Origin of the sequence: Altererythrobacter sp. BO-6 (genome assembly GCF_011047315.1) — a bacterium.
GTDB lineage: Bacteria > Pseudomonadota > Alphaproteobacteria > Sphingomonadales > Sphingomonadaceae > Erythrobacter.
In genome coordinates, this window is record NZ_CP049259.1 from 682,052 (window position 1) to 696,523 (window position 14,472).

The 14,472-nt window shown below is 62.9% G+C and carries 18 protein-coding genes and 1 pseudogene; 6 read left to right on the forward strand and 13 right to left on the reverse strand.

The features are described 5' to 3' along the window. Nucleotides 1–29: 29 nt before the first annotated feature. Complete coding sequence (gene rarD, locus G6N82_RS03330; RefSeq protein ID WP_165193693.1) at nt 30–932, forward strand: EamA family transporter RarD; 903 nt, start codon at nt 30–32, stop codon at nt 930–932. On the opposite strand, the pseudogene pyrC reads toward rarD, so the two are convergent. Next, nucleotides 929–1,967: pseudogene (pyrC, locus tag G6N82_RS03335) on the reverse strand (dihydroorotase). The gene rarD and the pseudogene pyrC overlap by 4 nt on opposite strands. A 67-nt stretch (nt 1,968–2,034) precedes the next feature. On the opposite strand from pyrC, the gene G6N82_RS03340 reads away from it, so the two are divergent. Further along, nucleotides 2,035–2,922 carry a hypothetical protein gene (locus tag G6N82_RS03340; RefSeq protein ID WP_165193696.1) on the forward strand — a complete coding sequence of 296 codons (888 nt, stop codon included), beginning with the start codon at nt 2,035–2,037 and terminating at the stop codon, nt 2,920–2,922. Next, the gene (locus G6N82_RS03345; RefSeq protein WP_165193698.1) at nt 2,919–3,656 is read left to right on the forward strand and encodes a folate-binding protein YgfZ; all 738 of its coding nucleotides are present in this window, start codon (nt 2,919–2,921) and stop codon (nt 3,654–3,656) included. The genes G6N82_RS03340 and G6N82_RS03345 overlap by 4 nt, the downstream gene beginning before the upstream one ends. On the opposite strand, the gene G6N82_RS03350 is transcribed toward G6N82_RS03345, so the two are convergent. Next, nucleotides 3,581–4,240, reverse strand: a complete 660-nt coding sequence (locus G6N82_RS03350; protein ID WP_165193701.1) for a helix-turn-helix domain-containing protein — start codon at nt 4,238–4,240, stop codon at nt 3,581–3,583. The two genes, G6N82_RS03345 and G6N82_RS03350, sit on opposite strands and share 76 nt — an antisense overlap. A gap of 201 nt (nt 4,241–4,441) precedes the next feature. Between G6N82_RS03350 and G6N82_RS03355 the strand changes: the two genes are divergently transcribed. Further along, nucleotides 4,442–5,326: a metal-dependent hydrolase gene (locus G6N82_RS03355; protein ID WP_241255177.1), complete on the forward strand. Its 885-nt coding sequence runs from the start codon at nt 4,442–4,444 to the stop codon at nt 5,324–5,326. A gap of 56 nt (nt 5,327–5,382) precedes the next feature. Here the strand turns inward: G6N82_RS03355 and G6N82_RS03360 are convergent, their stop codons facing one another. The 3 genes from G6N82_RS03360 to rplU form a co-directional block, all read right to left on the reverse strand. Continuing rightward, a complete protein-coding gene (locus G6N82_RS03360; protein WP_165193706.1) occupies nt 5,383–5,916 on the reverse strand; it encodes a GNAT family N-acetyltransferase in 534 nt (177 codons plus the stop codon). 220 nt (nt 5,917–6,136) lie between these two features. Continuing rightward, on the reverse strand, nt 6,137–6,406 hold the full coding sequence (gene rpmA, locus G6N82_RS03365) for a 50S ribosomal protein L27 (protein WP_165193708.1): 270 nt from the start codon (nt 6,404–6,406) through the stop codon (nt 6,137–6,139). A gap of 12 nt (nt 6,407–6,418) precedes the next feature. Further along, nucleotides 6,419–6,922: a 50S ribosomal protein L21 gene (rplU, locus tag G6N82_RS03370; RefSeq protein ID WP_165193710.1), complete on the reverse strand. Its 504-nt coding sequence runs from the start codon at nt 6,920–6,922 to the stop codon at nt 6,419–6,421. Nucleotides 6,923–7,169: 247 nt separating this feature from the next. Here rplU and G6N82_RS03375 point away from each other — a divergent pair, with 247 nt between their 5' ends. Beyond that, nucleotides 7,170–7,652 carry a hypothetical protein gene (locus G6N82_RS03375; RefSeq protein ID WP_165193712.1) on the forward strand — a complete coding sequence of 161 codons (483 nt, stop codon included), beginning with the start codon at nt 7,170–7,172 and terminating at the stop codon, nt 7,650–7,652. An 81-nt stretch (nt 7,653–7,733) separates the two neighbouring features. Here G6N82_RS03375 and G6N82_RS03380 read toward each other — a convergent pair whose 3' ends face one another. The 6 genes from G6N82_RS03380 to G6N82_RS03405 all read right to left on the reverse strand — a co-directional run bounded on the left by G6N82_RS03380 (nt 7,734) and on the right by G6N82_RS03405 (nt 10,787). Beyond that, complete coding sequence (locus tag G6N82_RS03380) at nt 7,734–8,159, reverse strand: hypothetical protein (RefSeq protein ID WP_165193715.1); 426 nt, start codon at nt 8,157–8,159, stop codon at nt 7,734–7,736. A gap of 78 nt (nt 8,160–8,237) precedes the next feature. Next, nucleotides 8,238–8,684 (reverse strand): molybdenum cofactor biosynthesis protein MoaE, encoded by a 447-nt coding sequence (locus tag G6N82_RS03385; protein WP_165193717.1) that lies wholly within the window; start codon nt 8,682–8,684, stop codon nt 8,238–8,240. A gap of 10 nt (nt 8,685–8,694) precedes the next feature. Further along, nucleotides 8,695–8,958, reverse strand: a complete 264-nt coding sequence (locus G6N82_RS03390) for a MoaD/ThiS family protein (protein WP_165193720.1) — start codon at nt 8,956–8,958, stop codon at nt 8,695–8,697. 111 nt (nt 8,959–9,069) lie between these two features. Continuing rightward, nucleotides 9,070–10,104: a GTP 3',8-cyclase MoaA gene (gene moaA / locus G6N82_RS03395; RefSeq protein ID WP_165193723.1), complete on the reverse strand. Its 1,035-nt coding sequence runs from the start codon at nt 10,102–10,104 to the stop codon at nt 9,070–9,072. Then, nucleotides 10,097–10,414, reverse strand: a complete 318-nt coding sequence (locus G6N82_RS03400) for a Rossmann fold domain-containing protein (protein ID WP_165193725.1) — start codon at nt 10,412–10,414, stop codon at nt 10,097–10,099. Before G6N82_RS03400 ends, moaA begins: the two co-directional genes overlap by 8 nt. A 1-nt stretch (nt 10,415) precedes the next feature. Next, the gene (locus G6N82_RS03405; protein WP_165193727.1) at nt 10,416–10,787 is read right to left on the reverse strand and encodes a dihydroneopterin aldolase; all 372 of its coding nucleotides are present in this window, start codon (nt 10,785–10,787) and stop codon (nt 10,416–10,418) included. Between the two features lie 155 nt (nt 10,788–10,942). Here G6N82_RS03405 and G6N82_RS03410 point away from each other — a divergent pair, with 155 nt between their 5' ends. Beyond that, nucleotides 10,943–12,100, forward strand: coding sequence for a hypothetical protein (locus G6N82_RS03410; protein WP_206520286.1), 1,158 nt, complete (start codon nt 10,943–10,945; stop codon nt 12,098–12,100). Nucleotides 12,101–12,130: 30 nt separating this feature from the next. On the opposite strand, the gene G6N82_RS03415 is transcribed toward G6N82_RS03410, so the two are convergent. Further along, entirely contained in the window at nt 12,131–13,024 is an 894-nt protein-coding gene (locus tag G6N82_RS03415) for a class I SAM-dependent methyltransferase (RefSeq protein WP_165193729.1), read from the reverse strand. After that, the gene (gene thrC / locus G6N82_RS03420; RefSeq protein ID WP_165193731.1) at nt 13,024–14,424 is read right to left on the reverse strand and encodes a threonine synthase; all 1,401 of its coding nucleotides are present in this window, start codon (nt 14,422–14,424) and stop codon (nt 13,024–13,026) included. The genes G6N82_RS03415 and thrC overlap by 1 nt, the downstream gene beginning before the upstream one ends. Between the last annotated feature and the right edge of the window lie 48 nt (nt 14,425–14,472).

The following is a 14,472-nucleotide window of genomic DNA, read 5'->3' on the forward strand; positions in this document are numbered from 1 at the left end:
ACCGGAAGTGGGATTAGGGGCGCAACCACATGCAGACGCCCGACCAGCACGGCCAGCCATCGGGCCTTCCCGCAGCGCTGGGTGCCTATCTGATCTGGAGCATGCTGCCGCTCTACCTGCTGCTGGTGAAGAGCGTACCGCCGTTCGAGTTCGTCGGCTGGCGGATCATCTGGACCCTGCCGATCTGCCTGCTGATCGTGGCCGTGCGGCGCCAGTTTCCGGCGCTGCGCGAAGCATTTTCCAGTGCGCGCAGCATGATGCTGTTGTGTCTCAGCGCCGCGCTGATCGGGCTGAACTGGTTCGTTTATGTCTGGGCGATCCAGCGCGACAATGTCTATGCGGCTAGCCTCGGCTATTACCTCAACCCGCTGCTCAACGTGCTGCTCGGCACAGTCTTCCTGGGCGAGCGCCTGTCGCGGCTTCAATGGACCGCCGTGGGCATCGCCAGCGTGGCAGTTGCGCTATTGCTGGGCGGCGCGTTGACGACACTGTGGATTAGCCTCGCCCTTGCGTGCAGCTTCGGCCTTTACGGGTTGGTTCGCAAGCAGGTCGCGGTCGGAGCGCTGCCGGGACTGACGGTCGAGAGCGCACTGCTGCTGCCGGTCGCGGGCGGGATCGCCTGGTGGTATGCGGCCAGCCCGGCGGGCTCGTCCTTCGGGCATGACCTGTGGATCAGCCTCGCAATCGTTCTCGGGGGCGTGGTGACGGCGGTGCCGCTGCTGCTGTTCGCGATCGCCGCGCGGCGGATGGATTACTCGACGCTTGGCTTCATCCAATATCTGACGCCGACCATCGTCTTCCTACTGGGGCTTACCGTGTTCCGCGAGGAACTGCGCCCAGCCCAACTCGGCAGTTTCGTGCTGATCTGGACAGCGATCGCAATTTTCGTGTGGGACCTGCTGCGGCGGCGCCGCAAGCCCGCCGCTATCTAGCTCGCGATGCGCCAGCCGAGCACTTGCCCGGCGTGGAACGGCACGACTTCGCTGCCCCCGGCGGACACCGCATCGGGCACTTTCACTTCGGCGCGTTCCAGCGTGATGCTGTCTTCATTGACCGGCAAGCCATAGAAGGCGGGGCCATGGAGCGAAGCGAAGCCTTCGAAACGGTCCAGCGCGCCTTCCTCGTCGAACACCGCCAGGTAGCTTTCCAGCGCATAGGGTGCGTTGAAAATCCCTGCGCAACCGCAGGCGGATTCCTTGGTGTGGCGTTCGTGCGGGGCGCTGTCTGTGCCAAGGAAGAACTTCGCACTGCCGCTGGTCGCCGCCTTGCGCAGCGCCAGCCGGTGGGTCTCGCGCTTGGCCACGGGCAGGCAGTAGTTGTGCGGCTGGATCCCGCCCACCAGCATCGCGTTGCGATTGATGTGGAGGTGCTGCGGCGTGATCGTCGCTGCGACATTCGGCCCCGCCTCAAGCACGAAATCAACCGCGTCGCTGGTGGTGATGTGTTCGAACACGACCTTCAGCCCGGGAAAATCGCGGGTGATGCGGCGCAAGTGCCGCTCGATGAATTCGGCCTCGCGATCGAACACGTCGATATTATGGTCGGTCACTTCGCCATGGACGCAGAGCACGATGCCCTCGGCCTCCATCCGCGCCAGCACCGGATCGATCTTCGCAACATCGGTCACGCCGCTCGCCGAATTGGTCGTCGCCCCAGCCGGATAGAGCTTGGCGGCGGTGAACACGCCTTCAGCCGCGCCGCGCGCAAGGTCGTCCGGATCGGTGTTGTCGGTAAGATAGCAGGTCATCAGCGGCATGAAGTTGATGCCCGCGGGCACGGCGCCAAGGATGCGCTCGCGATAGGCCGCAGCCCGCGCCGTATCGGTCACCGGCGGGGTAAGGTTGGGCATCCACGATCGCGCGGGCGAACTGGCGCGCGGTATAGGGCACCACGTCGCGCATCATGTCGCCATCGCGGAAATGCAGGTGCCAATCATCAGGGCGGCGGATCGTGAGTGTGTCGGTCATCACGCGAGGCTCTAGTCGCGCGCGCGCCCTCTTTCCAGTACCGATCGCAGGCCCTAGAGGCGCGGCGATGAAGATCGGATTCCTTACCTGCCCCGGCACCATGCCAGGATCACCCACCCGCCGCGACGACGCCTTCGAACATGACTATCAGGTCGATGCGATCCGGCCCGCGCTGGAAGCATGCGGCGGAAGCCTGGTCGAAATCGAATGGCGGGCGCCGCTCGATGCCTTCGCCGGATGCGAGCTGGTGCTGGTGGGCACCCCGTGGGACTATTGGGATTTCGAGCAGGCGTTTCTCGACAAGCTCGACGCGCTCGAAGGCGCGGGCATCATCGTGTGCAATCCGCACGCACTGGTGCGCTGGAACTCGCGCAAGACCTACCTGCGCGACCTCGCGGAATGCGGCGCGGCGACAATCCCCACGCTGTGGGTCGAGCAACCGGCCGCGGCAGACATTGGTGCCGCTTTCGATATGTTCGACTGCGAGACCGTCGTTGCCAAGCGGCAGGTCGGCGCCGGCGCAGAAGGCCAGTCGATCCATCGCAAGGGCGGAGTACGGGGCGACTGGGCTATGGCCTATCCAGCGATGATCCAGCCTTACCTGCCGCAAATCGCCAGCGAGGGCGAATATTCGTTCCTGTTTATCGATGGCGCCTTCTCGCATGCGCTGGTCAAGCGGCCCGCAGCGGGCGATTATCGCGTCCAGTCGCTTTACGGCGGGACCGAGGAAGCGATCCAACCTGAGGCCGCAGACCTGGCAGCCGCGCAAGCGGTGGTCGATGCAATCCCGTTCGACACGCCGCTCTACGCCCGGATCGACATGGTGCGCGGCGAAGATGGCACGCTGCTGCTTATGGAAGCCGAGCTGATCGAACCCTATCTCTATCCCTTGCAGGGCCCGGAACTGGGGCCACGACTGGCCGAAGCCATTACGAAGAGGATCGACAAGCCATGACTGCCACCCGCCTGAACAACCGCGCCGTCATTCGCTTGTCCGCGCTGGACGAGAGCGAAGATGTCCGCAGCTTCCTGCAGGGGCTGGTCACCAATGACGTGACGGGCGCCCTGCCCGCCTATGCCGCACTGCTCTCAGCGCAGGGCAAGGCGATGTTCGATTTTCTTGTCTGGGCCGGTGGCGACGACCTGCTGCTCGATTGCGAGGCGGACGCTGCCGATGAGCTGGTCAAGCGGCTCTCGCTCTATCGCTTGCGGCGCAAGATCGCGATTGGGCGCGACGAGGCGCTGGCGGTACACTGGAGCACTGACGCGCAAGAAGGCGCTTCACCTGATCCGCGCCTACCACAGCTCGGCTGGCGCTGGCTCGCGCCTGCCGATCCGGCCGACGAGTCCGCCGATGCCGCCTGGCTGGCGCATCGCCTGGCGCTCGGCGTGCCGGAGGGGCGCGCCGAACTCGGCGATATCCTGTGGCTGGAAACCAATGCTGCCGAACTGAACGGGGTCAGCTTCACCAAGGGCTGTTATGTCGGGCAGGAAAATACCGCACGGATGAACTGGCGGCAAAAGGTCAACCGGCGGCTGGTGGTGGTGCCACTGGCGCAGTCCGAGGAGAAGCGCCGCAAGATTGCCTATCCGGAGCTCGGCTCGGCGGTCGATCACTTGCGGGTCGAGGATATTGATGCCGCGATCGTCCCCGAGTGGATGCGCGAGGCGGTTACGCCAGCTGATTGAAAGCGGCGATCGAAGTTTTCCAGCATGCGCTGCGCCCGGTCGCGCGCGGCAGAATCCGGCAAGCCGAGCGAGCGCGCCAGCGCCTTACCGATCAGTGCATCGCCCATCGCCATCAACACCAACGCCAGCGTGTCTTCATGCACCCGCATAACTTCGCCGGTGTGAGTCGCTTCTTCCTGCGCGATATCGTCGACCAGCTGGTGGATCGTCTCAACGATCGGGCTCAGCGCATCTTCGTTGCCGGTCAGGATCATCCAGCTGGCGAGCGCGCCCGCCCCTTCCTTGTCGAAGGCATCAAAGGCGAGGTCGACCACTTCACGCGGGCTGCCCAGCCCGGCGCGGCTGGCGCGGACTGCGTCCCTAATCGTCTCACACACGGTTTCGGCCAGATGCCGGGCCAGTTCCTTCTGAAGGCCAGATGCCGAACCGAAATGATGCAGCAGGTTCGCGTGCGTGCGGCCAATCCGCGCGGCCACTGCCTTCAGGGTAACCGATTGCGGCCCTGTCTCGATCAGCAGGGCCCGCGCCGCTTCCAGGGCGGAACTCCGCGATTCTTCGGGGGTTAAACGCTTGCGACTTGTCATTGCATTCTGACCTGAAAGATTCCCACCCGTTAAGCGACCCCGATTGGCTTGGCCTAAAGTGCTCGCGCGCCAGCGGCAAGACCTGCAATGTCCCTATCACCGCTCGCGATGGCGCGTGCTGCACCCGCGAAGAGACTATTGACATCAATGTCAGTAACATCTATTGACACTCTTGTCAGTAAGTTTCTCTGGAGTTGCCAAGTGAACGCCCCAGCCAAGATCGATCTCGACGCCGTCACCCGTCGCGATCCGACCCCGACCGATCTCGAAATCACCGTGCGCGATGAGCGCTTCAACCGCAACACCACCCCGCGCCGCTGGTGGGCGGGCGAACCGTTCGGCACCGCCTGGCACAATGCGCTGTCAGCCACTTTCCCGCGCGGCGAAGCCTTCTTTATCGAAGCCGTTAAGGCACACCGCGACGGCGCCCCGCCCAAGCTGGCGGCAGAAATCCGCGCTTTCGTGAAACAGGAAATCAACCACACCCGCGAACACATCGCTTTCAACCGTCTGGCCGAGGATCATGGCTATGACATCAAGGCAATCGACAAGCGGGTCGAGGAAATGCTCAACCTGACCAAGGGTCGCCCGGAGATCCTCAATCTCGCCGCAACCATGGCGCTCGAGCATTACACTGCGATGATGGCGAGCGAATTCCTCAAGAATCCCAAGCATTTCGAAAATGCCGAACCGGAAGTCCGCAATATGTGGCGCTGGCATGCGGCCGAAGAAATCGAGCACAAGGGCGTCGCTTATGACACCTGGAACCACGCGACCAGCGACTGGACGCCGTTCAAGCGCTGGAAGGTCCGTAGCCTGATGATGCTGATCGTGACCGGCCGGTTTTTCAAGAACCGCTGGGAAGACACGATGAACCTGCTCGCGCAAGATGGCATCACCGGCTGGAAGGCGCGCTGGGGCCTGTTCAAGTATCTGGCATGGTCGCCGGGCGTCGTGCGCCGGATTTTCCCGGCCTGGCTGGCATACTTCAAGCCCGGCTTCCACCCGTGGGATCACGACGATCGCGAGCTGATCGGCCTTTATGAAGGCGAATTCACCGACGCGCTGCTGCAACCGGCCGAGTGATCACAGCAAACCGATAACAAAAGGCCCCGCGAGCGATCGCGGGGCCTTTTTCGTTGTCAGGCGGCGTGCATCACGCAGGCCTCGCCCTCGCACAGGTCGAGCGCATATTCCGCGGTCGGCGCTTCCGCCCCCCGGCCACAGCTGTGGCGACTGACGATCCTTCCGGTGGGCGCGAAGCCCAGCTTCGAGAGGACCCGGCCCGACGCGGGATTGTCGAGGAAATGACTGGCAACGAGCCGCCGATAGCCAAGCGTCGCGGCGATCTCGATCACGCCGCGCCCAGCCTCGGTCGCATAACCCTGGCCCCAGTGCGGCCGCGCGATCCAGTAACCCATCTCGACGTCACGTCCGTGTGGATCGATCCCGATGCAGCCGACCAGCGCCGCATCGCGCGACCGCGTGATCAGGAAACGCGGGAAATGCGGATCGACCGGCGCTTCGACGAAACTGCGGGCGTCTGCAGGTTGGTATGGCCATGGGGCACGGGCAAGGTTCCGCACCACGCCTTCATCGGCGATCCCGGCGTGGACCGCTCGCCAGTCTTCCGGCCATGCCGGGCGCAGCAGCAACCGTTCGGTGCAATGGAACATCGGACTTCTCCCATTCGGCCCCGCTCCGGGCTCCTAGACCGGACGCGTGACAATTGCGTGATGGCGAAACTAAGTGTCGCCGCGGGTTTTCAGAGGGAGAAACGACAAGAGGGAGACGGGCCCCCTGATTTAACAGGAAAGCCCCATCTCCCTCTTTGGCTGCCGGTGTGACCCGGCTGGGACCGTCCCGTTTGGACGATCCCTTTAACGAACCGTCCGGTTATTCGGCTGCTTGCGCAATCATGTCTACCGACACGTATTTGCGACCAAGCTTGCCCTGATGGAATCGCACCACACCGTTTTCGAGCGCGAACAGGGTATGATCCCGGCCCATGCCGACATTGGCGCCCGGATAGACGCGCGTGCCGCGCTGGCGCACGATGATGTTGCCGCCGACCACTTCCTGGCCGCCGAACTTCTTCACACCAAGGCGACGGCCAGCTGAGTCGCGACCGTTACGCGATGAACCGCCTGCTTTTTTATGTGCCATGGTCCGTAATCCTTACTTCTTGTCCGCCGCTTTCTTGGCGGGGGCTTTCTTGGCCGGAGCCGACTTCTCGGCTGCTTCCTTCTTCGGCGCAGCCTTCTTGGCGGCGGTTGCGCCGGTCTTGGCCGGAGCTTCTGCTTTCGCCTTCGTGCTCTTGCTCACTTCGGCGCCCTTGGCGGGTTCCGATGCTTCCTTCTTGGGGGCAGCCTTCTTGGCGGCGCCCTCGCCCACTGCCACGATGCGCAGGAGGGTCATCTGCTGGCGGTGGCCGTTCTTGCGGCGATAGTTGTGCCGGCGGCGCTTCTTGAAAACGACGACCTTCTCGCTCTTGGCTTGGGCGATGATCTCAGCGGAAACCGAAACCTTCGAGGCATCGGCCAGCTTGTCGCCTTCACCGGCAAGCAGGACATCGCCCAGCGTCACGGTGTCGCCGGCTTCGCCAGCGAGCTTTTCAACTGCAATCTTGTCTCCGGCGGCAACCCGGTATTGTTTGCCGCCCGTGCGCACTACTGCGAACATGGTGGTAATACTCTCAATCTAAAGCTGTGCCCTGCCGCTATCGAAAGGGCGCACCCGACGCCCCACCGATTGGTGGCGCCGGAAAGAAGCGTGCCGTTAGGGGAAAGGGCTCGCCAAGTCAACGTCGGATCGGCGCTTTTTGCATTCTGTCGCCCCGAACCGAAATGGTGGCGCCAGCGCTTGTCCATGCTATGCGGTGGCTCCTATGATGCGCGCCCTTATTCGTCCAGCATTACCGCTGCTTGCCATGGCCACACTGATTTCTGCCTGCGCAGGCAGTGCCGACCGATATCCATCGCTGTCACTGCGCGATTTCGAACGGGTGCAGGGCCAGTTCCCGACCGCCGATTCGCAACCAGAGCAACTCCGCCCCTCTCCGCTGCCCGTCGCAGCCGTGGAACAGATAAGTGACGCGATCGGCGAGGCGCGCACCCGCCACTCCCAATTCCTGGCGCAGGCAGAAAAGGCACGCGGCGTCGTCAGTGCGGCCCGTGGCAGCAATCCCGATGACAAGCGCTGGGCGATGGCGCTGATTGAAATCGCCGAGCTGGATTCGCACCATGGGGTGACAACCGGCCTGCTGGCTGACCTTGATGCGCTCTATGCCAAGGCTTCGCTCGAATTCCAGCAACGCGAAGAAGTCGCGCAGGCGCAAGCCGAGATTGCGCAGATGGTCGCATCGGAACAGCAGACGATCGACGAATTGGCCGGTCTGCTTGGCCCGGCCTGAAACGCTACCTTTATAAAGCTAGCGCGGGGCCGATTGCTCGACCCCGCGCACTGCCGGCTCCCGTCCGGGAAGGTAGGGGGACTAGATAGTTGCGGCTATCGTCACCACCGCAAGTCCCCACAGGAGTACGAGGACCGGCAGAACCAATACTTGCGTCGCGGCATCGCGGGCGCGCAGCCGCCCGGTGTGCGTCATCACGCCGCGGCTGGCGAAATCGTCGAGGTCGAGCGAACGGGCCTTCTTCGTGTCCGGCCGGAGCCGCGTCCAGATCGTCGGAACTCCGAACCCGGCGATGATAATCCCGGCGAAAATGACCATCGGTATGATCAGCCCCGGATTGCCGAAAGCCATCGCCGTAATCGCAAGGAAACCGAGATAGCAGGCCACCGTGGCGCCATAGAGCGCTTTGGGCAGTTCGAACGAGCGATCAACATTGGTCGCAACGCGAGGCGCATCCACGATGCGGGCTTTTTCGGCAATCAATTCAGGGGCAATAAGCTTCGACATGACGATGTCTCCTTCCGTTGAGACATCTTCTAGCTACGCACCGAATCGCGCGCCTTGACCTGGATCAAAAAGGCCCGATTATTCACCCCAGCGGGCACGATCGGCATAATCTTCGGCACGCGGTTCGATCCAGTGCCAGCCATCAGCGCGCTTCTCGCGCTTCCAGAACCATGCCGCGCTTTTCAAGTGATCCATGCAGAAATCGACCGCGTCGATCGCCGCGCGGCGGTGGAGCGCGGCCGCCGAAACGCAGACAATCGGCTCGCCGGGGCGCAGCAGGCCGATCCGGTGGACCATCAGCAGGCCCAGCAATTCGAACCGGGCAAAGGCGCGATCGGCCAGTTCGTGCATCCCCGGCAGCGTCAACGGTTCGTAATGCGTCAGTTCGAGTGCCTCGACGCCTTCGTCGGTGCGCACTTCGCCAACGAAGGTGCACACCCCGCCCAGCCCCGGATTGGCCTGCGTGAATGGACCGATCAGCGTGCCGGGAATAAACATCTGATCGAGCAGGCGGATGTCACGCATCGGCACGAAGCTATCCCCCGCTGACGGGCGGCAGCAGCGCGACTTCGTCACCATGCTTTGCCTCAAGGCATGTCCGATCCGACAATACCTTACCATTGATCGCAATAAGGGTTCGCCGATCTTCGGCTGCCTTGGCAATATCCGGATTCACTTGGTCATGCAGAAGGGCGAGGAGATCAGGCCAATCAAGTTCTCCCGAGCTTGAGAAGAATTCGGATTCCGCCGTGCCTGCAACATCCGCAAGCTTGCCAAGATAAAGAACGCGCACAGACATGGCCTATCTCGTCATTCCCGCGAAAGCGGGAATCCAGTCTACAACATCAGTGGCTCCGCTCTGGATCCCCGCTTTCGCGGGGATGACGATGGTGGGCGTTTCCAGCATCTTCTAGCCCCCCGTCATCGACATGTGCCGCGGCTGGGCAGGTTCCGCGCCGCGCTGCGAAATATCGAAGTGGTGCTTTTCCGGCTTGATCCGCATCGCTTCATTGAGCGCTGCCTGAAGGTTCGCATCGGGGTCGTCCGAGCGCAGCGCCGCGCGCAGATCGACCCGCTCGCCGCCGCCGAGGCACGGATAGAGCTGCCCGGTCGCGGTCACCCGTAGCCGGTTGCAGCCGGCACAGAAATTGTTGGTGAGCGGGGTAATCATGCCCAGCCGACCGCCGGTCTCCTCGACCCGGTCATAGCGCGCCGGCCCGCCCGTCGAATCGCTCAACGGTGTCAGCGTCCAGCGCTGCGCCAGGCGCGCACGGACTTCGGTCAGCGGCAGGTAGTGATCAACCCGGTCCTCCTCAACCTCGCCCAGCGGCATAACTTCGATCAGCGTCAGGTCGAAACCCTCGCCATGCGCCCAGCCGACCAGATCGGGGATCTCGTCCTCGTTGATGCCCTTGAGCGCTACGGTGTTGAGCTTGACCTTGAGCCCTGCAGCCTTGGCCGCGGCAATCCCCTCGAGAACCTGCGGCAAGACATCCCGCCGCGAAAGCTGCGCGAATTTTGCGCGGTCACGGGTATCGAGCGAGATATTGACGCGCTTCACGCCGGCCGCCGCCAGGTCATCGGCGTACCCGGCCAATTGCGTCGCGTTGGTGGTGAGCGTCAGCTCTTCCAGCCCCTTCCCCAATTCCCGCCCCAACGCACGGAACAGGTCCACGATGTCGCGCCGGACCAGCGGCTCGCCCCCGGTAACGCGGATCTTGGTCACCCCGCGCGCAATGAAGCCAAGCGACAGTCGGTACAGTTCCTCAAGGCTCAGCACTTCCTTGCGCGGCAGGAAGGTCATCCGTTCAGGCATGCAATAGGAACAGCGCAGGTCGCAGCGATCGGTCACCGACAGCCGCAGATAACTGATCCGGCGCTGGAAGCCGTCGACCAGCGGCTTGGCGTCCGTTTGCGGAAGCAGGATATCCCTTACTCTAGTCATGCAGTGGAAGATATTGCCCGGTGATGCCCGGCGCATCCCTCAAATATGCCAGCATGGCAGAAATTGCCGCAGTGTCGCCACCGCCGACCACGTTCACCCGTTTCGGCGCATAGGCGCGAGCCAGGTCGCGCGCGAGAGCGCGGCGCCAGTCGTCATGGTCGTTTGGAGCGGCAGGCAGGATGATCACCAGCGCGTCATTATCGCCCGCTATCAATTCGCGCGCCCGATCGAGCTGGGCACGATGGAATTCGGCGGCGGCATCAAGCGGTGCCGGGGGCAACGCATCAATCCGCAGCTCCGCCTGCGCCATTTCAGCGCCGCTCGCGATGGAGGGTGATGCCGATCTTCTCGTTTGCTTCGGCAATCGCAAGCTTGACGATCTTGACCGTCACTGCCTCGACCCGCGCATCCTGCGCGAACAGCGTGGCGCAGATATGGTCCGCTACCGCCTCGATCAGCTTGAAATGCACCCCCGGCGGCAATGCATCGGAAGCGGCGAACTTCAAATCCATGTAATTCTTGCTCGCATCGAGCGGCGTATCGGGCGCGTAATGATCGGCCACCTTCAGCCGCGCCTGGATGGTGATCCTCAGCGGCTGCGGTTTGCCGGTCTCTTCCGAATAGATGCCGGTCAGGACATCATGTTCGAAATCGGCAACTTCGAGGTGAAGAGTGTCATGCATTAACCGCAAACCCTATGGCATCTTTCCCACTGGCCGATGACATTTGCAGCGCCATAAGTCCATCCGGTGGAGGAAAAACTGCATATGCCAGTCAATGCACATGGTTTATTAACCATATCGCAATAGCCAGAGCAGGTAACGAGGGAAGACACGCTATGGCCACCCAGTATCTGACCGATGATATGCAGACGGGCACCCGTACGCAGTCAAGCGCACCGCGACGCTATTTGTTCGGGCCGGTGCGCGATTTCCTGACCTTCGGCGGATCCTCACTGGTGTTGCTTCCAGTGGTTCTGGCGCTTCCAGCTGATCGATTTGTAGCCACCTTCGCCTTTGCCGCACTGCTGCTGGCACATGTCATCAATCATCCGCATTTCGCCCATTCATACCAGATCTTTTACCGCGGCTTCGCGAAGAAAGCCTTCGCAGGCTCGATCGGTCGGGAGATGCAGCTGCGCTATCTGTTCGCCGGTATCGTGGCACCGGCGCTGCTCGCCCTGTTCCTCGTCACCGCCGTCGCGGCAGGTGAAGTGCGTACGCTGGGCTATGCTGCCAATGCCATGGCGCTATTTGTCGGCTGGCATTATGTCAAGCAAGGCTATGGCCTGCTGATGGTTGATTGCGCCCTGAAGAAACGTTTCTTCGGTGATCGGGACAAGAAAGTCCTGCTAGTCAACAGCTATGCCGTTTGGCTGTCTGCCTGGGCTTACGGCAACGCCAAGATATCGAAAACGTCGCTGTGGGGGATCGAGTATTTCACTTTCGCGATCCCCGAATGGATCGTTTTCGTTGGCATCGCGATTGCCAGCATTACCTCGGCCTTGACGCTTGCAGTGCTTGTCCAGGGTTTCCGCGAGCGGGGTCAGCTGCCCTGGAACGGAATCCTGGCCTATTTCGTCAGCATTTACCTGTGGCTGGCATTTGTGTCGGTCAACCCGCTGTGGCTGCTGATCACGCCGGCCTTGCATTCGCTGCAATATCTTGCGGTCGTCTGGCGGTTCGAGACGAATTACGCGACAGCGCTGAATGCCCCCGCTTCCGGCACAGCCGACGAAAAGGGCTGGAACAGCTCGCGCAACCGCGTGCGCCTGCACATCCTGGTGTTTGTGATGATCGGCGCTGTCGCCGGCTTCATCGGCTTCTGGGGCGCACCGCTGTTGCTGACAGCCGCAGCTGAAGCACCGCAAAAGGCCTTGGGCGCAGGTGTCTTCCTGTTCTCGGCATGGGTATTCATCAATGTCCATCACTACTTCATGGACAATGTGATGTGGCGCCGTAACAATCCCGACACCAAGCTCTATCTCTTCGGCTAACGCGCTGCCGGTCCTCAGACCGGTTCCCAGCTAACCCGAATTGCTCCAACGCGCGAAAATTGCTGTTGGCAGCAGGCGCGCGCCCTCGCCCGTCTCCTGCACCGCCAAATCGCCGTGCTCGATCGTGCCGGGCAGATCGCGGAACAGTTCCTCGACCAGGCCGGCGAGCGCAAGGCTGCTCATGCGCACGGCATAGACGGTCAGGAACAGGAAGCGGCTCTCGCTGTCCAGCAGCTTGCGGCAATCTGCCAGCAGGCCCGGCAGCCCCTCTTCCAATCGCCAGGTTTCATTGTTCGGCCCGCGCCCGAATTTCGGCGGGTCGAGGATGACCCCGTCATAGCGCCGGGCGCGCCGCACTTCGCGTGCGGTAAACTTGGCCGCGTCGTCAACCAGCCAGCGGATCGGCGCTTCTTCCATTCCCGATAGCGCCGCATTCTCGCGTGCCTGCGCCACCGATTTCTTGCTGGCATCGACATGGGTTACCTTGCCATGGCGGCTGAGTGCGAGCGAGCCAACACCGGTATAACCGAACAGGTTCAATGTCTCGGCGTCGTCACACCCGGACAGTTGCGCGCGCATCCAGTCCCACACCGGCGCCATGTCAGGGAAGAATTGCAGATGGCGGAAGGGCGTCGGCTGTGCGGTAAAATTCACTTCGTTCCAGCTGACCGGCCAGCCCGCTTGGGGCAGCGAGGGATCAAGCTGCCAGCGCCCGCCGCCATCCTCGTCCGAGCCCGGAATGAATTCGCCCATCGCGGGCCAATCGGCCAGGCGCGGCGTCCACATCGCCTGCGGTTCTGGCCGGATGAACGCATGCGGGCCAAAGCTCTCGAATTTGCGCCCATGCCCGCTGTCGAGCAGGCGATAGCCGCCTTCCCAGCCCTCGCCCACCATCAGCAACGGATCGCGGACGAGCTTGGCCATCAGGCAGCAGGGCTCGCATGCTGGCTGACGAAGTCGCGCACCGCGTCATATTCACCGGTCAACTCAGTGTAGGATTCCTCGCGGGCGAACAGGTCACCGATCCGCGCGGGTAATGCCGGGCGCAGGCCCGTCGCACGTTCGACTGCTTCCGGGAATTTCGCCGGATGGGCGGTAGCGAGCGTGACGATCGGGATTGCGGCGTCAAGCTGGCTCGCGCGTGCGGCATGCAGGCCCACGGCGGTATGCGGGTCGATCACTTCGCCGGCATGCTCGTACGCCCAGCGCAGCGCCTGCAGCACCTGCTCCTGATCGGCGCGGGCGCTGGTGAACAGCGCGGCTGCGCCTTCGCGCTGCGCATTGGTGAGGCGCATCGCCTTGCTGGCTTCGAAGCCGCGCATCTGATCCGCCATCGCGGCGCCGTCTCGCCCGCCAACATCGAACAGCAATCGTTCGAAATTGGAAGAGACCTGGATATCCATCGAAGGGGTGGCGGTGGGCGTGACCGTACCGGCGGAATAGTCGCCTTCGGACAGGGCGCGGTGAAGGATGTCGTTGACATTGGTGGCGACGATCAGCTGCGCCACCGGCAGGCCCATCTGCGCCGCGACATATCCTGCGAAGACGTCGCCAAAATTGCCGGTCGGCACGCTGAAAGCGACCGGGCGGTGCGGAGCGCCCAGCTGCAATGCACAGGCGAAGTAATAGACCACCTGCGCCATCAACCGCGCCCAGTTGATCGAATTGACCGCGCCGATGTTGAACCGGCTGGTCATTTGGGCATCGCCGAACATGCGCTTCACCATCGCCTGGGCATCGTCGAAGCTGCCATCGATCGCGATATTGTGGACGTTGGGCGCGCGCACCGTGGTCATCTGCCGGCGCTGGACGTCGCTCACCCGCCCCTTGGGATGGAGCATGAAGATGTCGACGCCTTCGCGTCCAGCCACCGCATCGATCGCAGCCGAGCCGGTGTCACCGCTGGTCGCCCCAACGATGGTGAGGTTTGACTTGCGGCGGCTGAGGAAGGTTTCAAACAGCAAGCCCAGCAGTTGCAGCGCGACATCCTTGAACGCGAGCGTAGGCCCGTGAAACAGCTCGAGCAGCCATTGCCGCTCATCCAGCTGGACCAGCGGCGTCACCGCATCATGCGCGAAGCGGCCATAGGCCTGGCGGCACAGCGTGCGCAGTTCGTCCTCGGTCAGGGAACCTTCGACAAACGGCAGCATCACCCTTGTCGCCAGCTCGGCATAGGGCAGCCCTGCCATGGCGGCGATTTCCGCCTCGCTGAACCGCGGCCATTCGGTCGGCAGGTAAAGCCCGCCATCGCTGGCCAGGCCTGCCAGCGTGACCCCTTCGAAATCGAGCGCCGCTGCGCTGCCCCTGGTCGAGATATATTGCATTGCGGAACGGCGGTTAGACGCGCGCGCGGGCGAGAGCAAGAAAGAGCG